Origin of the sequence: Stutzerimonas stutzeri (assembly GCF_000935215.1) — a bacterium.
GTDB lineage: Bacteria > Pseudomonadota > Gammaproteobacteria > Pseudomonadales > Pseudomonadaceae > Stutzerimonas.
In genome coordinates, this window is the sequence record NZ_JXXD01000017.1 from 1 (window position 1) to 20,383 (window position 20,383).

Here is a 20,383-nt window from a genome sequence, read left to right on the forward strand (position 1 = left end):
GGCCCGCGTGCTGGGTGAGACGCGGGCCTTGTGCTGCCCAGGCTGCCAGGCCGTCGCTGAAGCCATCGTCAAGGGTGGGCTGGAGAGCTACTACCAGCACCGCAGCGACACCGCCATCAACCCGCAGACTCTCCCTCAGGAACTGAGCGAAGAGATGGCGCTGTACGACCGCGAGGACGTCCAACAGCCGTTCGTACAGCACCAGGGCGATCTGGCAAGCACTTCGCTGATGATCGAAGGGATCAGCTGCGCCGCCTGCGGCTGGCTGATCGAACGCCACTTGCGCAACCTGCACGGCGTCGCCGAGGCCAGCCTCAACCTGTCCAATCATCGCCTGAACGTACGCTGGAGCGACGCACAGCTGCCGCTCAGCGAGCTGCTCGGCGAGCTGCGACGGATCGGCTACGCAGCACACCCCTACCAGGCCGACCAGGCTGCCGAGCGCCTGGCCAGCGAGAACCGCCGTTCGCTGCGCCAGCTGGGCGTAGCCGGGCTGCTGTGGATGCAGGTAATGATGGCCACCATGGCCACTTGGCCCGAGTTCAACCTGGACCTGTCGGAGAGCTTCTTCGTCACCCTTCGCTGGACCGCCCTGCTGCTCACCACGCCGATCGTCTTCTACTGCTGCACCGACTTCTTCAAAGGAGCACTGCGCGATTTGCGCACCCGCCACCTGACCATGGACGTGTCGGTGTCGCTGGCGATCGGCGGTGCGTACGTCGCCGGCATCTGGTCCACCATCACCGGCCAGGGTGAACTCTATTTCGACGCGGTGGGCATGTTTGCCCTTTTCCTGCTGGCCGGGCGCTACCTGGAGCGGCGCGCGCGCGAACGCACCGCAGCCGCCACCGCACAACTGGTCAATTTGCTGCCTGCGTCCTGCCTGAGACTCGACGCAGACGGTCACAGCAATCGCATCCTGCTCAGCGAGCTGCAGCTCGGCGACCGCGTACTGGTGCAACCCGGTGCGTTGATTCCGGCAGACGGCCTCATCATCAGCGGTCAGTCCAGCGTCGATGAATCGGTACTGACCGGTGAGTACCTGCCCCTGCCCCGCGGCGTGGACGATGCAGTAACCGCTGGCACACTGAACGTCGAAGGCCCGCTGACCGTGGAAGTCCAGGCCTTGGGCGATGACACCCGTTTATCCGCCATTGTCCGCCTGCTGGAGCGTGCTCAGGCAGACAAACCGAAGCTTGCCGAGCTGGCCGACCGCGTCGCGCAGTGGTTCCTGCTGGTGGTGCTGCTGGTTGCAACCGTCGTCGGGGTGGTCTGGTGGCAGATCGATCCGCAACGCGCGTTCTGGATCGTTCTTGCATTGCTCGTCGCGACCTGCCCATGCGCGCTGTCGCTGGCGACACCCACAGCACTTACCACGGCCACCGGTACGCTGCACAAGCTCGGTCTGCTGCTGACCCGCGGGCATGTGCTCGAAGGCCTGAATCATATCGATACCGTGGTGTTCGACAAGACCGGTACCCTGACCGAGGGCCGCCTGACACTTAGCGCCGTGCACCCGCTCGGAGCTTTGAATGCCGATGCCTGCCTGGCGCTGGCCGCAGCCCTGGAGAACCGCTCCGAACACCCGATTGCCCGCGCCTTCGGACGTGCGCCGCTGGCGGCGGAATCGGTCGAAACGGTGCCGGGCCTGGGCCTGCAAGGCAACGTTGAAGGTCGCAACCTGCGGATCGGTCAGCCCAGCTTCGTCGCCGAAGGCTTCGCCCAACCGGCACCCGCCATTCCCGGCGACCAGGGGCAATGGCTGTTGTTGGGCGACGATCAAGGCCCGCTGGCCTGGTTGGTATTGGACGATCGGCTTCGCGACGATGCCCCGGCACTCCTCGAGGCCTGTCGCGCCCGTGGCTGGCAGACGCTACTGCTATCCGGTGACAGCTCACCGATGGTCGGCCAGATTGCCAGGGAACTGGGCATCGATGAGGCCGAAGGCGGCATGCCCCCTGCTGCCAAGCTCTCCCGATTGCAGGCATTGCAGGCCGCCGGACACCGGGTGCTAATGCTCGGCGACGGCGTCAACGACGTCCCGGTGCTTGCCGCAGCGGATATCAGCGTCGCTATGGGCTCGGCGACCGACCTGGCCAAGACCAGTGCTGATGCGGTGCTGCTATCCAACCGCCTAGGCAGCTTGGCGCAGGCATTCGACGTCGCACGCCGCAGCCGCCGCATCATCATCGAGAACCTGGCCTGGGCAAGCCTGTACAATGGCCTGATTCTGCCCTTCGCCGCCTTTGGCTGGGTCACCCCACTATGGGCCGCGCTGGGGATGTCGCTCAGCTCGCTGCTGGTGGTTTTGAACGCCTTGCGGCTGACACGTCAGCCGGCAAGTCACGGCTGAATCTGCTGCAACGCACGTCATTGGCGCAGCGGCGCACTTTACGCAGCTGAAGACTTCGCTTCGGATCCTGGAGGTCCTAATGGCCGCTCTGTACATCCTCATCCCTGTTGCCGTGGTCCTGGTGGCCGTCGCAATCTGGGTGTTCTTCTGGGCGGTGGACAGCGGGCAGTTCGACGATCTCGACGGACCGGCGCACAGCATCCTGTTCGACGACGACGAGCCGCGGAAGCCTTCCGCAGCCGATGCAGCGGAATCCTCGGAAGATCAGCCGGAGCAACGCAAAGGTGACTGAACTGCTGCCCCTGCTGCTGTCTGCACTGGTCTTGGGACTACTGGGTGGCGGCCATTGCCTCGGCATGTGCGGCGGCCTGATGGGTGCACTGACCATGGCCATTCCACCGGATCAGCACGGCAGGCGCCTGCGCCTCCTGGTCGCCTACAACCTCGGACGCGTATCAAGCTATGCCGTTGCCGGATTCCTGATCGGCCTGGCGGGCTTGGCCGTTGCCAACAGTCCAGCGGCCATGGCGTTACGAGTCGTCGCCGCACTTCTGCTGATCACCATGGGCCTGTACCTCGCCGGCTGGTGGAGCGGGCTGACACGCATCGAGTCGATAGGCCGCGGACTCTGGCGTCATATCCAGCCTATCGCTAGCAAATTCATGCCAGTAACGAGCGTTCCACGCGCCCTGATACTGGGGGCGCTGTGGGGCTGGCTACCGTGCGGCCTGGTCTATAGCACCCTGTTGTGGTCAGCCAGCCAGGGCGATGCACTGGATAGCGCTTTGCTGATGCTGGCGTTCGGCATCGGCACCTGGCCGGTGTTGCTTGCCACCGGCCTTGCTGCCGAGCGATTGACAGCGTTGCTGCGCAAGCGTGGCGTGCGCGTCGTCGGCGGGGTAATGGTGATTCTGTTCGGTATCTGGACGCTGCCAGGCCCTCATCAGCAGTGGCTGATGGGGCATAGCTCAGCGCCATCTCACGAGACACACGCGCACTAGCGGAAGGCTTGCGAGCGCTCAGGGCTCCTTGGGCAACTGGCGCTTGTGAGCAGTCTTGTCGTAGGTATCGATGATGATCCGGGCCGCCTCGTCCGGTACCGGCTTACCCTGCAGAAAATCATCGATGTTGCGGTAGCTGACACCATGAGCGGCCTCATCGGGCTTGCCAGGTGACAGCTCTTCGAGATCCGCGGTTGGCACCTTGTGCACCAACTGATCGGGAGCGCCCAATGCCGCGGCTATCTGCCGAACCTGACCCTTCACCAGACCCGCCAGTGGCGTCAGGTCGCACGCCCCATCACCGAACTTGGTGAAGAAGCCCATCACCGCCTCTGCCGCATGGTCGGTACCGATGACCAGGCCCTGGCGCGCGTTGGCGATCGTGTACTGAGCAACCATGCGCATCCGCGCCTTGGTATTGCCCAGCACAAAATCACGCTGCGCCGGGCTCAAAGGATCAAGCGCCTGCGTGGCGGCAGCCAGGCCCAGCACCGCGGTGCCGATGTTCACGGTGTGGCACTCGTCGGGCTTGATCGAATCCACCGCCAGCTGCGCTTCATGCTCGTCATGCTGCACCTGATAAGGCAGGCGCACGGCGATAAAGCGATAGTCGTCGCCTTCCCCTGCTTCGCGCATGCCGGCGACCGCCCGCTGGGCCAGCAGACCCGCCGTGGTCGAATCGACGCCACCACTGATCCCGAGCACCAAGGTCTTCAGGCCCGACTCGCGCAAGCAGGTCTGGATGAAGCTAACCCGACGATCAATCTCGGCCTGTACCGACTCCGGCCCGGTAAATGGTGCGCAGACGTTGAGCGCGGTTGCGATTTCCTGCTGGCGGCTGTGCATGAATCTCTCCTCTGGCGTTATGAAGGCGCTGCTGAAGCATAAGACGCTGATGTGATCATCTGACCGCCAATCAGCGCGATCCTTCCGGATGTCGGCGCCGATCTGGCCCAGCGCGCTAGGGTCGGATCAAGTTTGATACAGGTCAAGTCCGCCGCAATGCCCTGCCCCTAGAATCCAGCGACCGCCGTCATGACCGGGAACGCCACATGCTCGACTCCATTCGCTGGGATTCCGACCTGATCCGTCGCTACGATCAGGCCGGCCCGCGCTATACGTCGTACCCGACCGCGGCCCAGTTCAATGAAAAGGTCGGCTCGTTCGACCTGCTGCACGCATTGCGCGGCAGCCGCCAGGCGTCACGCCCGCTGTCGCTGTACGTTCATCTGCCATTCTGCGCCAACGCGTGCTACTACTGCGGCCGCAACAAGGTGGTGACCAACGACCGGACACGCGCACAGCCTTACCTGGAACGCCTTGAGAAAGAAATCGAGCTGATCACCTGCCACCTGGGCAAGGACCAGGTGGTCGAGCAGCTGCACTTTGGCGGCGGCACACCTACCTTTCTCAGCCATGATCAACTGCGTCGGCTGATGGGCCATCTGCGCCAGCACTTCAACCTGCAGGACGATGATCATGGCGACTTCAGTATCGAGATCGACCCCCGGGAAGCGGATTGGCCAACCATCGGCCTGCTCCGCGAACTAGGTTTCAACCGCATCAGCATCGGCGTGCAGGATCTGGACCCGGACATCCAGCGCGCCATCAATCGCATGCAGACCCTGGAGCAAACACGCACCATCATCGAGGCGGCCCGCACGCTGCAGTACCACTCGCTGAGCATCGATCTGATATACGGCCTGCCGCTGCAGACGCCAGCACGCTTCGCCAGAACCGTTGAAGCGATCATTGACCTGCAGCCGGACCGGCTCTCGCTGTTCAACTATGCTCATCTGCCTGAGCAATACGCGCCGCAGCGCCGTATCAACGCCAACGACCTGCCGGCGCCCGCCGAAAAGCTGGCCATGCTGGAGCAGAGCATTCATTTGCTCACCGACGCGGGATACCGCTACATAGGCGTGGACCACTTCGCCCTGCCGGACGATGAACTGGCCATGGCGCAAGAAGATGGCAGCTTGCAGCGCAACTTCCAGGGCTACACCACCCATGGCCATTGCGATCTGGTGGGCCTCGGCGTTTCGGCCATCAGCCAGATCGGTGATCTCTACTGCCAGAACACCAGCGACATCGAACAATACCAATATCAGCTGGATCAGCATCAGCTAGCCACCGCCAGAGGCTTACGCTGCAAACAGGACGACCATATCCGCCGCACCGTCATCCAGTCTCTGATCTGCGATTTCGAGCTGAGCTTCACGAAAATCGAGAGCGAGCATGACATCGAGTTCAGACAGTACTTCGCCGAGGCCTGGCCGATGCTCGAGCTGATGGCCGCTGATGGGATGATCGAGATCACCGAGAGCCATCTGCTGATTCAGCCTGCTGGCCGGCTACTGGTTCGCTCGATATGCATGCTCTTCGACCACTATCTCCCCGAGCAGGTCAGCCAGGCCAGTCGCGCCTGATCTAGAGCGCCTCAGGCTATCGACCAAATGATTGCCCTGCGACCCTTGAGCCGATTGGCCATCGCCGACATCCTGAGTTAACCTTGCGCGCTATAACTAGGTTTCCAGGAAGCCCTCTATGTCCGAATCGATCAAGGTCCGTGCGCAGCGGCAAGCTCATTGCAAGGATTGCAGCCTGTCCGGGCTGTGTCTGCCCCTGTCGCTGAACATGCAGGACATGGACGCTTTGGACGACATCGTCAAACGCGGCCGCCCCCTGAAGAAAGGCGAAACCCTGTTCCGCCAGGGCGACGTGTTCAGTTCCGTATTCGCCGTACGCTCCGGCGCGTTGCGGACGTTCAGCGTTACCGATGGCGGCGAGGAGCAGATCACCGGCTTCCACCTGCCCAGCGAGCTGGTCGGTCTTTCCGGCATGGATACCGAAAGTTATCCAGTCACCGCGCAGGCATTGGAAACCACCTCGGTTTGCGAAATTCCCTTCGAACGACTCGACGAACTGAGCGTCCTGCTGCCGCAGCTGCGTCGCCAGCTCATGCGCATCATGAGCCGCGAAATCCGCGATGATCAGCAGATGATGTTGTTGCTGTCGAAAAAGACCGCCGATGAGCGCATCGCGACCTTCCTCATCAACCTTTCTGCACGCTTCAGCGCACGCGGCTTCTCGGCCAATCAGTTCCGCCTGCCGATGTCGCGCAACGAGATCGGCAATTATCTGGGCCTGGCGGTCGAGACCGTTTCCCGTGTATTCACCCGTTTTCAGCAGAGTGGCTTACTCGAGGCCGAGGGCAAGGAAGTACGCATTCTGGATTCCATCGGACTGTGCGCCCTAGCCGGCGGCGCAATGGATGTCTGAGTCAGCGCGTTTGGAGTAGCAGATCCGATGATCTTCGACGAGTTCAGCATCAAGACCCTGATCCGCCCGGTGCAGGACTTTCCCCGCCCGGGTGTGGTGTTTCGCGACATCACCCCGCTATTCCAGTCGCCAAAGGCGCTACGCATGGTGGCTGACAGCTTCATTCAGCGCTATGTGGAGGCCGACTTCACACATATCGGCGCGCTTGATGCACGAGGGTTCCTGGTCGGCTCGATTCTCGCCTATGAGCTGAACAAACCTCTGGTGCTGTTTCGCAAGCAGGGCAAGCTGCCGGCCGACGTGCTGTCGCAGGCCTACAGCACCGAATATGGCGAAGCGCATCTGGAGATTCACGCCGACAGCCTTTGCGAGGGCGATTCGGTGCTGTTGTTCGATGACCTGATTGCGACTGGCGGCACGCTGCTAGCCGCCGCACAGCTTGTGCGGCGCATGCGCGCGAGCATTCATGAGGCCGCTGCCATCATCGATTTGCCCGAACTGGGCGGGTCGCAGAAACTTCAGGACATTGGCATTCCCACGTTCACTCTGACCGCCTTCGCCCTAAGCGACCGCTGACGGCGAATTCTCCGCGCCGCTGCTAGGTAAAGGATCTGCCCGTGTTAATGACGTTAAGGCGCAGCCTGCTTATCCTAGTTCTGGCCTGTACTCCTCCCGTGTTCGCACTCGATCGCGATGCACTGCTGGACCAGGCGAATATCCTGCTGCTGCCGCGTGAACGGCCCATTCCCCAGCTCGAGCTGATCGACCAGGACGGCCTGCCTTTCAGTACTTCGTCGCTGCAGGGGCGCTGGCACATCCTGTTCTTCGGCTTTACCGCCTGCCCCGACATCTGCCCGACCACGCTGAGCGACATGCGTCGGTTGCTCAGCCGGCTACCGCCCGAGACTCGCGAGCAGCTGCAGGTGGTATTGGTCAGCGCCGATCCCGCGCGCGATACGCCGGAACAACTCAAGGCCTACCTGAGCTACTACCGCGCCGGCTTCAGCGGCTTGACCGGCGACATGGAGCAACTGCTAAGGCTATCCAGGGCGCTGGGCCTCCCTTTCGTTCCGGCGCGTGAAACAGAAGGCGACTACAGTGTCAGTCATAGCGGAAATCTGGCCTTGGTCGCACCGGATGGCAGCCTGCGCGGGCATATTCGTGCGCCGCTGAAACTGGAGGGCTTGCAGCGGATGCTGCCGCAGATACTCGAGAACGAACGCTGAACCTGGCCATCGAAGCCGAATTACCGAATCAGTGGCAGTCCAGGGTATCGGCCAGCACGTATGCCTGAAACGCCACCTCATCGACCCATTGCTGGGTCAGCCCCGCCAACCGCCCTTCTGCCAACCATTGCGCCAAGAGTGCGTTGATCTGCTGCTGCAGGTTAGCGTCATCGGCGACGGTCAGGCTTAGCTGCCACCCGGCATCGAAAATCGACGGTAACAGGTGCTTGTAGCGCCGCCACTCGGGCAAGGTGGCGATCTCCGTCAGCAGCACATCATCTTCGACAACCGCAGCGCACTCACCAAGCTTGAGTCCGATCAGCGCATGCGCCGCGCTCGGATATTCCCGAGGCACCGCCGCGAAGCGCTCGCTAAGCAACGCTCCATATGGACTCGCGTGATTGACGCAAACCGTCTGCCCCTGAAGATCGGACCAGGCAAGCAACTCACCTTCCGCCGCACTTAGCGCGGCAGGCACAGCATGATAGTAAGTGGCCGGGCCGACCCGATCGCCTGCGACCAGGCGCACTTCAGCGTCATCTGCGCTGACCACGGAAGACCCGGAACGCCCAAGCGCTTCGGCCAATTGCTCGATCAGCGCCGACTCGAAACTCTCCGTTTCGCTGCTGGACAACACCCGATGTTCGGGCAGTTGCACCCGCAACGACTCGGCCATCGACGCGACCGGCATCAACAGGACGAGCCAAATGGCAATGCGCGAGGGAACAGACATGCAATGGCCTCAGACGTACTGATAGCGAAGCATCCGCTGCTTGAACTTCTCCAGTACAACCTGATCGATCAGCGTGGCGAGAATGGCGATGACCAGAATGTTCATCATCACGCCAACCATGTCAGCAATCTCGCCCGAGTACGCGAGCGAACGCCCGAGCCCCTGGCCGAAACCAATCAGCATCTCGGCGGAGATCAGTGCACGCCAGGCGTTACCGAAGGCCAGCTGCGCGCCGGTGATCAGCTCAGGCATCACGGCGGGCAGATAAACGCGGCGCAGCAGCTGCCAGCGCGAGGCACCCATCACCCGCGCCGCGGCGACGTGCACCGGCTGCACGCTCTCGGTGGCATTCATCACCGACAGCGCCATCGGGAAGAAAGCGGCCAGGGCGACCACCACGATGATCGGCAGATTGCCGAAACCCATCACGATCAGAAACAACGGCACCCAGGCGATCGACGGAATCGACTGCAGAATGACGATGGCCGAGCGCAGGATCTCCCGAAAGAAGAACAGTACCCCACCCACCAGGCCGAAACCGATACCGAACAGCAGCGCGAAGCTGTAGCCACTGCCGAGGCGACTCATGCTGCCGTAAAGCCCTTCGCGGAACTCTGGCTCCTGGATAGTACTGAACAGACGCTCGAAGACGGTCGGGATACCTGGCATCAGAAAGGCCGGCAAACTCCATGCTGCGGCCTGCCAGATCAGAAGAATGAACAGGATGGCCAGAACGACCGCAAGGTACTTCTTTGGGCCAGTAAGACGGCGAGCCTGACTCATGGATGCGCTACCTCCGTCTTGATACCCAGCAGACTGAGAATTTCCTTACGCTCGGCAGCGAAGTCGGACAGGTCGTGGCTCTTCTCGCAATGGGTGAAGTTGAAGGTTTTCAGCACGCGAGTCGGCCGCGCGCTGAACACCAGAACGTGATCGGCCAGGTAAAGGGCCTCATCGACATCATGGGTGACCAACAGCACCGTCGGCTGATGCTCCTCGATCAGTTCACGCAACACGTCCTGCAATGCCATTCGGGTCAGGGCATCAAGGGCGCCAAACGGCTCGTCCAGCAACAGCACCTCGGGTTTGGCGATGAATGCGCGGGCAAGGGCCGTGCGTTGGCGCATGCCGCCGGAGACCTGATGCGGGTAGTAATGCTCGAATCCATTGAGGCCGACCCGCTCGAGCCAAGCCTGCGCCTGTTCGAATGCGCTGGCCTTGGCCACGCCCTGCAGTTCCAGCGCCATGGCAACGTTGCCCTGCAGGCTGAGCCAGGGATAGAGGGCATGCTCCTGGAACACCAGCGTACGTCGAGGGCTCGGCTCGGTGATCGGTTTTTCGTCAGCAAGCACGCGGCCCGCGCTGGGCTTCTCCAGCCCGGCAACCAGATGCAGCAGGGTCGACTTGCCGCAACCCGAAGGTCCAACCAGAGCCACCAGTTCACCCTGGGCGAACTCACCGCTGAAGCCCTTGATGACTTCGAGCTGCCCGAAGCGCTTGTCTACTTCTTCAAACCTGAGTTGCATAAAAATCCGCAAATCCAGAAACGAAATTGCCCGGCAATGCGGGCGATGCAAACGGCCCGGCACAAAGGCCGGACCCGTGTAGTTTCAAACCAGAGTCAAGCAATCAGAGTTCGCGAGCTTCCTGCCAGGACAGATCGACGATGGCACTGGTGTCGAACGGCTTGCCATCGCGGGTCTTCAGCGAACCGAGCTCCTGCAGAATGTCCGCCAGCTCTTGGATGCGCGCCAGATCGTCCTTGCCAAGCTTGGCGCTGAAGGTCTGGGTTCCGATCGCCTCCTCAATGACAACCTCGCGAGCGAGCTCACCACGCTTGAGCGTCTTCAGGGTCGGCTCGGCGATGAAGTAGTCGGCGATCAGCTTGGCTGCCTCGGCAGGCTGCTTGTCGAGCATTTCGATGGCATCGCGCTGGGCGTCCAGCGACTTCCAGACGGCATCCTTGCGCTTGGCCAGGGTATCGCCGGAGGTGATCACCACCATGCACGGGAATGGCCACACTTCACCGATCTCGTAGACCTGCTGAACCGGGGCAACCAGCTGCGCGATGCGATCATACGGCTCGAACAGGAACGCCGCATCGACACGCCCGGACACTAGCGACTGCACCGCAACGGCCGGGCTGACACCCATGATGTTGACGTCGCTCGGCTTGAGTTCGGCATTCTTCAAGGTCACGCCACGCAGCACTGCATCGGCGGTGCTCCCCTCTTTCTGCGAAGCGAGGATCTTGCCCTTCAGGTCGGCAACCTTCTCGATACCCGAACCCTCAAGCGCCACGATGGAGTGGTAGCCCTGCTGAGCACCACCGACCACCTTGAGGTCAGCACCTTTGGAGGCCCAGGCCACCGCATTGGTAAAGCCGAGGACGCCGGTATCCAACTGCCCGCCGACGATCGCCTTGATCAGGTCGGTACCGGAACTGAACTCGATCAGCTCGACGTCAAGGCCATGCTTCTTATACAGACCGGCCTCGTGTGCAACCATGGCCTGGGCATCGTCCATCACACGGATGTAGCCAACTTTGAACTTCTCCTGCGCCTGAGCAAACGCGCTCAGCAGCAGCAGAGCTGGAACCAGCCAATGCTTTGCTTTCATTTCGACCTCGATTCGGACAGCCAGCACATATAACCAGAACGAAGGACTATATTCGTTTTAGTTATCTAACGTTGATGGCTTAGAACTTTACCTGAATCACCCAGAAAACTGCACTACCGAGGTGGCATATCGTCAGTACTTCGGGTTATAGGCGGATTGTCTTGCGGCCGGCCAGTGCGTGGGCCAGGGTTCCGCCGTCGACCAGGTCCAGCTCGCCGCCCAGTGGAACGCCGTGAGCGATTCGGCTGATGGTCAGCCCCTTTGGAATCAGCATCTGCGCGATGTAATGCGCCGTTGCCTCGCCTTCCACCGTCGGGTTTGTCGCGAGAATGACTTCAGTGAACGCACCGTCTGCTACACGCGCCAGAAGCTCGGGAATGCCGATCGCTTCAGGACCCAAACCATCGAGCGGCGACAGATGCCCCTTGAGCACGAAGTAGCGCCCGCGAAAGCCCGTCTGCTCGACGGCGAAAACGTCCACCGGGCTCTGCACCACGCAGAGCAGCGAATCGTCGCGTCGCGGGTCGGCGCATTGCGGGCACAGGTCGTCTTCGGTAAGGGTACGACACTGCCGGCAGTAGCCGACCCCTTCCATCGCTTTGCTCAGCGCTTGCGCCAGGCGTAAGCCGCCGCTGCGATCCCGCTCCAGTAGCTGCAATGCCATGCGCTGTGCAGTTTTCTGGCCCACGCCGGGAAGAATGCGCAGGGCGTCGATGAGTTGGCGGATCAGGGGACTGAAGCTCATAAATTAAGCGTCGCTATGCAAAGGGGCAGCACAGTGCCAGGGATTCAGACGGCTTGCAGGACCAGAGGCAAGAAAGCGGGACATCGGAGTCTACTGCGCGTAAATGACGATGCCCCGCCCTTCGAGAAGCGCGCCCATGCGCGCCGATTGGCCGTTCGAGTTAGAAAGGCATCTTGAAGCCTGGCGGAAGCTGCATGCCGGCGGTCATGCCGGCCATCTTGTCCTGGCTGTTCTGCTCGATCTTGCGTACCGCGTCATTGACGGCGGCAGCGATCAGGTCTTCTAGGATTTCCTTGTCTTCCTGCATCAGGCTGTCGTCGAGGCTGACGCGCTTGACGTCATGGCGACCGTTCATCACCACGCTGACCAGCCCGGCGCCAGACTGGCCCGTCACCTCGGCGTTCGCCAGTTCCTCCTGCATCTTCTGCATTTTTTCCTGCATCTGCTGCGCCTGCTTCATCAGGCCGGCCATGCCACCTTTCATCATGGGAATCACCTCAATTAATCAGGTTTCGGAGTGTTCTACGGGTTCGATGGTGCCTTCGCGGATCACAGCGGCGAACTGCTGCATGAGCTGCCGGACCAGGGGATCTGCGTGAATCGACTGTTCCGCTGCACGCTGCCGCTCGGCACGGCGACGCTGGGCGGCCTGCGCAGGTGTTTCCTGCTCCGGCTTCTGCAGCACGATCTCGAGCTGTAGCGTACGCCCGTGGTATTGATTCAGGGCGTCGTTGAGTCGCCGCTGTTGCGTGGGGTTGAATAGTGCGCTCTGCGCAGGATCGAGATGCATCAGCCAACGGTCGCCTTCCACGGCGATCAACGTACAGTTGGCGGCAATGCTGCCGGTAAGACCGGACAAGCCGAGCTTGAGATACAGCTCCAGCCATTCGGCAGCCAGCCCGGTCGCAGGCTCTACCGCAGGCAGAGGCTCGACGGGCTCCGGCTCATCCCTTGAGTGTTCCAGTTCGTCCAGATAGGCCTCGGCCTGGTTCTCGACCTCGAAGTAGTCTTCGTCCGTCAGCGGCGGTTCGTCATCATCCGGCTCTTCGACCTGTACCACGGACGCCACGTGATCGGCAGCGCCGTCCACCGGCACAGGTTGGGGTAAAACGGCATCAGCCTCGACCGCGACGGGCGGTACGTCAGGCGGCTCATTCCACGGCACATCGATGACAGGCGCGGCCTGCGGCGCTTCCACCACATGAGTGGCGACCGGCGTCACTGCCGAGGGCGTGGGAGCCGGCACGTTCACTGGCATGGTAACGGCCGGCGCAACGGGAGCGGGCTCTGGCGCAGCTGCTACGGCAATCGCAGCGGATGGAGTGGACGACACGCCAGCGGGAGCGGAATCGGCCACCGCTGCGGGCTTGGAATCAGCTGTGGCCGGGCTGATTCCCAGTGTCTTTAGCGGTGTTCGCGGTGCGCCATCACTGCCTGCAGGACGAAATGCCAGCATGCGCAGCAGCACCATTTCGAAACCGCTGCGAGGATCAGGCGCCAGCGGCAGATCGCGCCGGCCGATCAATCCCATCTGATAGTAGAACTGCACATCCTCGGCCGGTAGCGCCTGAGCCAACGCCAGCACGCGATCACGATCGCCCTGGCCATTGTCCACTGCCTCCGGCAGCGCCTGGGCGATGGCGACGCGGTGCAGCACATTGAGGATTTCGGCCAGCACGCCAGCCCAGTCCGGCCCCTGCTCCGCCAAGTGGCGAACGGCCTCGAGCAACGCTCTGGCATCGCCTTCAAGCAATGCCTGCAGCACACCATAGACCTGACCATGATCGAGGGTGCCGAGCATGGCGCGCACATCGGCGGCCAGCACCTTGCCTTCACCGAAGGCGATCGCCTGATCGGTCAGGCTCATCGCATCGCGCATCGAGCCATCGGCGGCACGCCCCAGCAGCCACAACGCATCGTCTTCGAAGGGAACGTTCTCGACGCCCAGCACATGAGTGAGGTGCTCGACCACCCGCTCGGGCGGCATGTTCTTCAGGGAGAACTGCAGGCAGCGCGAGAGGATGGTGACCGGCAGCTTTTGCGGATCGGTGGTCGCCAGCAGGAACTTGACGTGGGGCGGCGGCTCCTCGAGGGTCTTGAGCAGCGCATTGAATGAGTGCGACGAGAGCATGTGCACTTCGTCGATCAGGTAAACCTTGTAGCGCCCGCGGCTCGGCGCGTACTGCACGTTGTCCAGCAGCTCGCGGGTGTCTTCGACCTTGGTACGGCTCGCGGCGTCCACCTCGATCAGATCGACGAAGCGCCCCTCGTCGATTTCCCGGCATACCGAACACACACCGCAGGGCGTCGAGCTGACCCCGGTTTCACAGTTCAGGCACTTGGCAATGATCCGCGCAATGGTCGTCTTGCCCACGCCTCGCGTGCCGGTGAACAGGTAAGCGTGGTGCAGGCGCTGGTTGTCCAGCGCGTTGATCAGGGCCTTGAGCACATGCGTCTGGCCGACCATTTCGCGGAACGAGCGCGGACGCCATTTTCGTGCAAGAACCTGATAACTCATAACACCATCGCGGGGGACAAGGCAGAGGACGGGTAATGCTAGCGGAGCAGGATGGAAATTGCATCCGGGCTGCACTCGAACCGCCGGCTAGCCCAGCAATCGCGCACCAAGCGCCTCAACTATCGTAGCCAGCGCCGGGTTGTGCCCGCCGATCCGCACCTTGAGGCCATCGATCTCGCGCCTCGGCGGATACTGTTTGCGCAGCAGGTCGAACCCGGCCCGACGCTGCGCCTCATTGCCAAGCAGGCTGCGGCGGAAGTCGGCATCGTCGCGACGCGGATCGTAGACCGCCCGGCACAGTGTGGCCTGCATCTCGGCGGGCTCTGCGGAGGATGCAAACACCAGCTCGGTGAGTGCCGGGCCGGGCATCAGCTGCGCCAGTTCGATAGCCGGCTCGACACCACGCGCCGCGCAAAGCGCCGCATATATCTGCGCCGTACCGCGCAGCTTGCCATCCAGGCTATACCCGGCGATGTGCGGCGTAGCGATACGGCACAAGCCGGCCAGTGCGACGTCGACCTGAGGCTCGCCTTCCCAGACATCCAGCACGGCTTCCAGGTCCGGCCGCTGCCATAGCAGGTCGCGCAGCGCGGCATTGTCCACCACAGCACCCCGACTGGCATTGATCAGCCAGGTACCGGGTCGCAACCTCGACAGTCGCACCTGATCGAACAGGTGAAAGGTCGGCCAGTCGCCCCCCAGGGTCAGCGGCGTGTGCAGGCTGATCACATCGCACTCCGCGAGGATCTCATCCAGCGAGACGAAATCGCCTGCCTCGCGGACCTGCCGCGGTGGATCGCAAACGCGCACGTCCCAGCCAAGCCCGCGCAGCACTTCGAGCAGCCGCCCGCCCACCTCACCGGCACCGACCACGCCGAAACGCCGCCGGGCCAGCGCTTCACCGCGCACCTCCGACAGCGCGAGCAAGCTGCCCAGAACATAGTCGACTACGCCCCGCGCGTTGCACCCCGGTGCGCTGGCCCACTCGATGCCGGCCTGCTCGAAATAATCCAGATCCAGATGATCGGTGCCTATCGTGCAGGTCCCGACGAATCGCACTGCGCTGCCTTCCAGCATCTCGCGGTCGACCCGCGTCACCGAGCGCACCAGCAGCACGTCGACATTCTCAAGTGCAGCTCGATTGATGCTGCGGCCGGGCATGCGGCGAATCTCGCCGAAACCGGCAAAGAACTCATCGACCAGCGGAATGTTTTCATCGGCGAGGATATGCATTGCACGGCTCCGGTGAGGGGGAGCACATTCTAGACGGCTTGCCACTGCTTTGCCGCCTTCCTGAGCGTAGCCACGCGGCGTAGACTAGCGCGCTTCTTGTATACAACCGGAACGCCCAGTAATGCCCACTGAGCTCAGACTCAGACGGGTCCGCCTCGAATTGCGCACCCTCTTTGCCCTTGCCCTACCCATGATGATCGCCCAGCTGGCCAGCACGGCGATGGGTTTCGTCGATACCGTTATGGCCGGACGCGTAAGTCCGCAGGACCTGGCCGCCGTCGCGCTAGGCAACTCGATCTGGGTGCCGGTCTATCTGCTCGTCTGCGGAATCACCCTGGCGACCACGCCGAACGTCGCACAGCGCTTCGGCGCAGGACGGCATGGCGAAATCGGCCCGCTGGTTCGCCAGGCGTTGTGGATGGGCGGCGGCATCGGTGTGCTCAGTGCATCATTGATGTGGAACGCGGAGCCCGTCCTGCATCTGATGCGTGTCGAACCGGCCCTGGTCGAGCCGACCATGGACTACCTGCGCGCTGTCGCCTGCGGATTTCCCGCTGTCGCTCTGTATCAGGTGCTGCGCTGTTTCAGCGACGGGCTGGGCCATCCGCGGCCAAGCATGGTGATAGGTATCCTCGGCCTGCTGCTGAACATTCCGCTGAACTATGTGTTCATCTACGGCAAGTTCGGCGTGCCGGCAATGGGCGGCGTCGGTTGCGGCGTTTCCACGGCATTGGTGATGCTGTTCATGTTGGTGGCGATGAGCGTCTGGGTTAAGCGCGCACCGGCCTATCAGGCCAGTCAGCTGTTTTCCCACTTCGAATGGCCACGCTGGCCGATGCTGCGTCATCTGCTTTCGGTCGGCGTACCAATTGGGGTCGCGGTGTTTGCCGAGGCCAGCATCTTCTCGGTGATCGCCCTGCTGATCGGCGCCCTCGGGGCAACGGTCGTCGCCGGTCACCAGATCGCACTGAACTTCACGTCGCTGATCTTCATGATTCCACTGTCGCTGGGTATGGCGGTAACCGTGCGCATTGGTCAGGAGCTGGGCCGCAACGCTCCACGCGACGCTCGCTTTGTCGCCGGCGTCGGGATCGGCGCCGCCCTGGTATATGCCTGTTTTTCCGCCAGCGCCATGCTGCTGTTCAGCGAGCAGATCGCGCGGATCTATACCCCTGATCCGGCCGTGGTCGCCGTCGCTGCCAGCCTGTTCCTCTACGCCGCGCTGTTCCAGTTCTCCGATGTGGTTCAGGTCACGGCTGCTGGCGCGTTGCGCGGCTATCAGGACACCCGCATGACGATGGTCTACACCCTCTTCGCCTACTGGGGGATCGGTTTGCCGTTGGGCTATCTGCTCGGCCTGACCGACCACCTCGGCGCCGCCAGTGGGCCTGCCGGTCTATGGCAAGGCCTGATCGCCGGCCTGAGCTGCGCAGCTCTGTTGCTCAGCGTGCGCCTGGCCCGCAGCGCCCGACGCGAGATTCGTCGGCACACTGCGCTTCGCAGGGCGGCCGTCTGACAAAGGTCGGGATGGGGCGGTGCGGATCATAGGCTGCGGTCGATTCGGCCGTCGGAGCGCGCCAGGTAACCCGTGCCACACTCCCAAAGCAGTGCAGCGCGGTCCTCGGTACCAAGTGCGTCGAGTCCACCACGCAGCGCATAGGCGGTGAAGCCGAGCTGCGTCAGTAGGAACACCGCGTTGGCGCTGCGCTTGCCGCTTTCGCAATAGCAAAGGTAGGGCCGCTGCGGGTCCAGCAGACGGGTTTTCAAACGCAGCAGGTGCAGCGGCATGTGCAGCGCCTGCATGGCATGGCCCTGCTCGTAATCATCAAGCAGACGCACATCCAGCCACTGCGCACCGCACGCCAGCAGATCAGCCACGCCATCCAGATCGACTTCGCCAACCACCGGTGCCTTGAGCAGCTCGAGAAAGTCCGCCCGCGCCAGGCGGAGCACCCGACCATCCTCGACCATCGCGACACTGGCATTACGCGGTCGCTCTTCGAGTAGCGCCTCTTCGCCGAAACAGGCTCCGGGTTCCAGCTCGGCCAACAGCTGCTCGCTGCTGCCGGCGGCCTTCAGGACCTGCGCGCAGCCGCTCTTGAGGAAATAGCAGCAGTCCCCGGCTTCCCCTTCACGTAGCAGGGTTTGCCCGGCGGATACTTCGATCTCCACGAGGCGGCTGAGCATGCTGCGAATATTTGCCGGTGGAACCTGGGCGAACAGCGGATTCTCCAGCAGGCGCTCCAGCCACTCCCCGTCCTCGCCCTCCATCGACAGCTGCAGCAGCACATCTTGCAGGGCTTGGCGCCAGGAAAGCAGCCGCTCCAACTCCGCGCTGTCCACCGTCAGCAGCTGGCAGTCATCCAGCGCCCTCGCCTCCTGCAGGCGGCCCGCAGCAAGGCTGTGTAGAGCAGCCGATGTGCCCGCCACCAGCCGCGTTGGCTGCCCGTCGTGATCGGTCAACAGCAGGCTGCCCGACATCAGGTAATGACGTTTCGAACTCAGCTCATCAACAAGGTCGAGCAACTGCCCAGGCGCAAGCGCGAGGGGCACTATGCGCACGCGAAGCTCCCACAACTGGCGTGGCGACAAGCCATTGAGCGGGACCAGATTACGCAGCTGATCGGGGTGCAGCGGTTTGTTCATCCGAGAAAATCCAAACGTCTATCCGTCAATCAGCTTCTGCAGCTGGCCCTGAGCAGCACGGCGCCCTTGCAGTCCACCGGTATGGACGAATATCAGCCGCGTGCCGGCGGGAAAATAACCGCGCTCGACATAAAGGCGCAATGCCATCATGGTCTTTGCAGTGTATATCGGATCGAGCGGCACGCCACCCTGGCGCTCGGTATCGAGAATGAACTGCGCCAACTCCCTGTCGAAGCGACCAAATCCGCCACGACTGGCGTCCAGCAGTTCATAGCCGCTGGACGCCATACCGGCTTGCGCGAGCAAGTTGGCGACGCCGGCATCGACGGCGTGGGAAGGCGGCCCTGCCAGCGCGCCGAACACCCGATGCCTACCTGCCTCGCCGATGACCAGACCTGCCAGCGTCGTCCCGGTGCCGGCGGCCAGCCAGAGCGCGTCGTAGTCCTTCCAGCCGAGCGACGCGAGCGCGGACTCCACTCTCGGAACGAGTCCGGCGCACCCCAGGGCGCCGGGCAAACCGCCGCCACCTTCAGGGATGCAGTAGAAACCTGGATATCGCGCTCGCCATGGCGTCCAGAAGGTAGGCAGATTGCGCTCCCGGTACCCTGCGTAGCCGAGCCAATGCAGCTGCATGCCCCAGCCACGTAGATCGGCGACCGTTGGCGTTACCTGCTCATGGCCGCGCAGCAGGCCGACAGTAGGCAGGCCGAGTCGGCGGCCGGCTGCAGCCAGCGCATGCAGATGATTGGAGTGCGGGCCGCCGAGACTGATCAGCCCCGGCGCAGCGACAGAACGCGCTGCATCGAGATGCTTTACCAATTTGAACCACTTGTTGCCGGACAGCTCGGGATCCAGCAGATCGAGCCGCAGCACCGCAACCTCGACCCCGCTGCGCGCGAGCCAGTCCAATGACAGCGGCTGCAGGATCAGCGGAGCGTCGAAGCCAAGATCGGATTGAACGGAGGACAAACCGCTCAGCTGCCGGTGCGCTGCCGGTCTTCCTTGCGGTGCCGGGCGCAGCAGTTGGATTCGCCGATCACGAAGCGACTCGGCGCATCGATCTTGTCCAGGGGCATCGCGCAACGCTCACCGCTGGAAAGCGCCGCGACGCAGGCCGGCTTCTGATAATGCTCCAGCCACTGTCGGTACTGCTCCTCGGAGACAAAGCACTTGGCAGCCGCATAAGCCAGAGGATTGGCGCGGTAGCGGGCCAGGTCCTGCAATGCGATCGTCAGATGCCCGGCACCCGGGTGGTAGGCCATGAACACGACCCCTTGTCGAGACAGTTCCTCCAGCACCCGGTCACCGCTGTGGCGCAGCGTTTCGCACTCGGTCTTGAGCCGCTGGATTTCCTCTTCCAGCTGTGCATCCAGTTCGTTGCGGTAGGCCAGCTCGACATCGCGGATCGCCACCTGCTCCTTGTACTCCGCAATCGCCGCCGCGATACGGGCCTGGGCTTCATGCTCGAACTGCTCCCGGGCGGCGCCGATCTCAACCCGACCGCTGACCTCCAGCGCACGCAGCTGCTTGCTCATTTCCTCACGCGCTTTCTGGAAACTCTCGCCCTGGGCGGTCATCTGCGCATGCAGGCTGGCGCTCAGCTCGGTCTGCTGTTGCAATTTCTGCTGCAGCGTGCGGATCTCCTCCTGCAGTGCCTTGCGTTCCTTCTCCGCGGCAGCCGTGAGCTTGAGCGCGTCTTCTTCGCGCAGACGCTCGAGGTTGGTAATGCGTTGGCGCTGTTGCTTGATCAGCAGCGCAGCCTTCTGCCGCTGTTCACGCTCATGGCTTTCGGAACGTTTCGCAGCTGCGTCCTTGCCGGCCTCGGCTGCATACCAGGTGTCTTCGGCGACCATCTGCAGACGTTCCGCAGGTACGGCCTGAGGCGTCTCCTCTTCGACCAGCAGACCGAGCTGGTTGCGCTTGATGGTCTCGCGCAACACAACCAGATCATTGCGTTCTGGACCGACCTTGGGATCCCACATGTGCATCTGGTGCCAGGAGACCGGGCATTGGCTGCGGCAGGCCAG

The 20,383-nt window shown here is 62.8% G+C and carries 20 protein-coding genes; 8 read left to right on the forward strand and 12 right to left on the reverse strand.

Going from position 1 to position 20,383, the window contains the following annotated elements; translation table 11 throughout:
- The 3 genes from LO50_RS02585 to LO50_RS02595 form a co-directional block, all read left to right on the forward strand.
- A partial coding sequence (locus LO50_RS02585) for a heavy metal translocating P-type ATPase (protein WP_044314027.1) occupies positions 1-2,353 on the forward strand: 2,353 nt, incomplete at its 5' end.
- Positions 2,354-2,432: 79 nt separating this feature from the next.
- Positions 2,433-2,645 carry a cbb3-type cytochrome oxidase assembly protein CcoS gene (ccoS, locus tag LO50_RS02590; protein ID WP_044314028.1) on the forward strand — a complete coding sequence of 71 codons (213 nt, stop codon included), beginning with the start codon at positions 2,433-2,435 and terminating at the stop codon, positions 2,643-2,645.
- Positions 2,638-3,354, forward strand: coding sequence for a sulfite exporter TauE/SafE family protein (locus LO50_RS02595; protein WP_044314029.1), 717 nt, complete (start codon positions 2,638-2,640; stop codon positions 3,352-3,354). The genes ccoS and LO50_RS02595 overlap by 8 nt, the downstream gene beginning before the upstream one ends.
- Before the next feature lie 18 nt (positions 3,355-3,372).
- Here LO50_RS02595 and nadE read toward each other — a convergent pair whose 3' ends face one another.
- A complete protein-coding gene (gene nadE / locus LO50_RS02600; RefSeq protein ID WP_014820515.1) occupies positions 3,373-4,200 on the reverse strand; it encodes an ammonia-dependent NAD(+) synthetase in 828 nt (275 codons plus the stop codon).
- A gap of 206 nt (positions 4,201-4,406) precedes the next feature.
- On the opposite strand from nadE, the gene hemN reads away from it, so the two are divergent.
- From hemN to LO50_RS02620, 4 genes are all read left to right on the forward strand, one after another.
- A complete protein-coding gene (hemN, locus tag LO50_RS02605) occupies positions 4,407-5,783 on the forward strand; it encodes an oxygen-independent coproporphyrinogen III oxidase (protein ID WP_044314030.1) in 1,377 nt (458 codons plus the stop codon).
- A gap of 118 nt (positions 5,784-5,901) precedes the next feature.
- Positions 5,902-6,636 carry a fumarate/nitrate reduction transcriptional regulator Fnr gene (gene fnr / locus LO50_RS02610; RefSeq protein WP_014820517.1) on the forward strand — a complete coding sequence of 245 codons (735 nt, stop codon included), beginning with the start codon at positions 5,902-5,904 and terminating at the stop codon, positions 6,634-6,636.
- Positions 6,637-6,663: 27 nt separating this feature from the next.
- Positions 6,664-7,212, forward strand: a complete 549-nt coding sequence (locus LO50_RS02615; protein ID WP_014820518.1) for an adenine phosphoribosyltransferase — start codon at positions 6,664-6,666, stop codon at positions 7,210-7,212.
- A 47-nt stretch (positions 7,213-7,259) separates the two neighbouring features.
- Positions 7,260-7,862, forward strand: coding sequence for an SCO family protein (locus LO50_RS02620; protein ID WP_041014188.1), 603 nt, complete (start codon positions 7,260-7,262; stop codon positions 7,860-7,862).
- Between the two features lie 28 nt (positions 7,863-7,890).
- Here the strand turns inward: LO50_RS02620 and LO50_RS02625 are convergent, their stop codons facing one another.
- The 8 genes from LO50_RS02625 to pdxB all read right to left on the reverse strand — a co-directional run bounded on the left by LO50_RS02625 (position 7,891) and on the right by pdxB (position 15,710).
- The gene (locus tag LO50_RS02625; protein WP_044314031.1) at positions 7,891-8,595 is read right to left on the reverse strand and encodes a type 2 periplasmic-binding domain-containing protein; all 705 of its coding nucleotides are present in this window, start codon (positions 8,593-8,595) and stop codon (positions 7,891-7,893) included.
- A 9-nt stretch (positions 8,596-8,604) separates the two neighbouring features.
- Entirely contained in the window at positions 8,605-9,378 is a 774-nt protein-coding gene (locus tag LO50_RS02630) for an ABC transporter permease (RefSeq protein WP_014820521.1), read from the reverse strand.
- The gene (locus LO50_RS02635; RefSeq protein ID WP_014820522.1) at positions 9,375-10,121 is read right to left on the reverse strand and encodes an ABC transporter ATP-binding protein; all 747 of its coding nucleotides are present in this window, start codon (positions 10,119-10,121) and stop codon (positions 9,375-9,377) included. The genes LO50_RS02630 and LO50_RS02635 overlap by 4 nt, the downstream gene beginning before the upstream one ends.
- 103 nt (positions 10,122-10,224) lie before the next feature.
- A complete protein-coding gene (locus tag LO50_RS02640; RefSeq protein WP_014820523.1) occupies positions 10,225-11,214 on the reverse strand; it encodes an ABC transporter substrate-binding protein in 990 nt (329 codons plus the stop codon).
- Between the two features lie 145 nt (positions 11,215-11,359).
- Positions 11,360-11,959 carry a recombination mediator RecR gene (gene recR, locus LO50_RS02645; protein WP_014820524.1) on the reverse strand — a complete coding sequence of 200 codons (600 nt, stop codon included), beginning with the start codon at positions 11,957-11,959 and terminating at the stop codon, positions 11,360-11,362.
- Between the two features lie 160 nt (positions 11,960-12,119).
- Complete coding sequence (locus LO50_RS02650) at positions 12,120-12,446, reverse strand: YbaB/EbfC family nucleoid-associated protein (RefSeq protein WP_003294866.1); 327 nt, start codon at positions 12,444-12,446, stop codon at positions 12,120-12,122.
- 18 nt (positions 12,447-12,464) lie between these two features.
- Complete coding sequence (gene dnaX / locus LO50_RS02655; protein WP_044314032.1) at positions 12,465-14,477, reverse strand: DNA polymerase III subunit gamma/tau; 2,013 nt, start codon at positions 14,475-14,477, stop codon at positions 12,465-12,467.
- An 87-nt stretch (positions 14,478-14,564) separates the two neighbouring features.
- A complete protein-coding gene (gene pdxB / locus LO50_RS02660) occupies positions 14,565-15,710 on the reverse strand; it encodes a 4-phosphoerythronate dehydrogenase PdxB (protein ID WP_044314033.1) in 1,146 nt (381 codons plus the stop codon).
- Between the two features lie 121 nt (positions 15,711-15,831).
- Between pdxB and LO50_RS02665 the strand changes: the two genes are divergently transcribed.
- Positions 15,832-17,226: an MATE family efflux transporter gene (locus LO50_RS02665; RefSeq protein ID WP_042922738.1), complete on the forward strand. Its 1,395-nt coding sequence runs from the start codon at positions 15,832-15,834 to the stop codon at positions 17,224-17,226.
- A gap of 26 nt (positions 17,227-17,252) precedes the next feature.
- Here the strand turns inward: LO50_RS02665 and LO50_RS02670 are convergent, their stop codons facing one another.
- The 3 genes from LO50_RS02670 to LO50_RS02680 form a co-directional block, all read right to left on the reverse strand.
- Positions 17,253-18,356 (reverse strand): cyclic nucleotide-binding domain-containing protein, encoded by a 1,104-nt coding sequence (locus tag LO50_RS02670; RefSeq protein WP_044314034.1) that lies wholly within the window; start codon positions 18,354-18,356, stop codon positions 17,253-17,255.
- Positions 18,357-18,374: 18 nt separating this feature from the next.
- Entirely contained in the window at positions 18,375-19,325 is a 951-nt protein-coding gene (locus tag LO50_RS02675) for a 1-aminocyclopropane-1-carboxylate deaminase/D-cysteine desulfhydrase (RefSeq protein WP_044314035.1), read from the reverse strand.
- Positions 19,326-19,330: 5 nt separating this feature from the next.
- Positions 19,331-20,383, reverse strand: a 1,053-nt coding sequence (locus tag LO50_RS02680; protein WP_044314036.1) for a hypothetical protein, incomplete at its 5' end; no start/stop codon positions are given.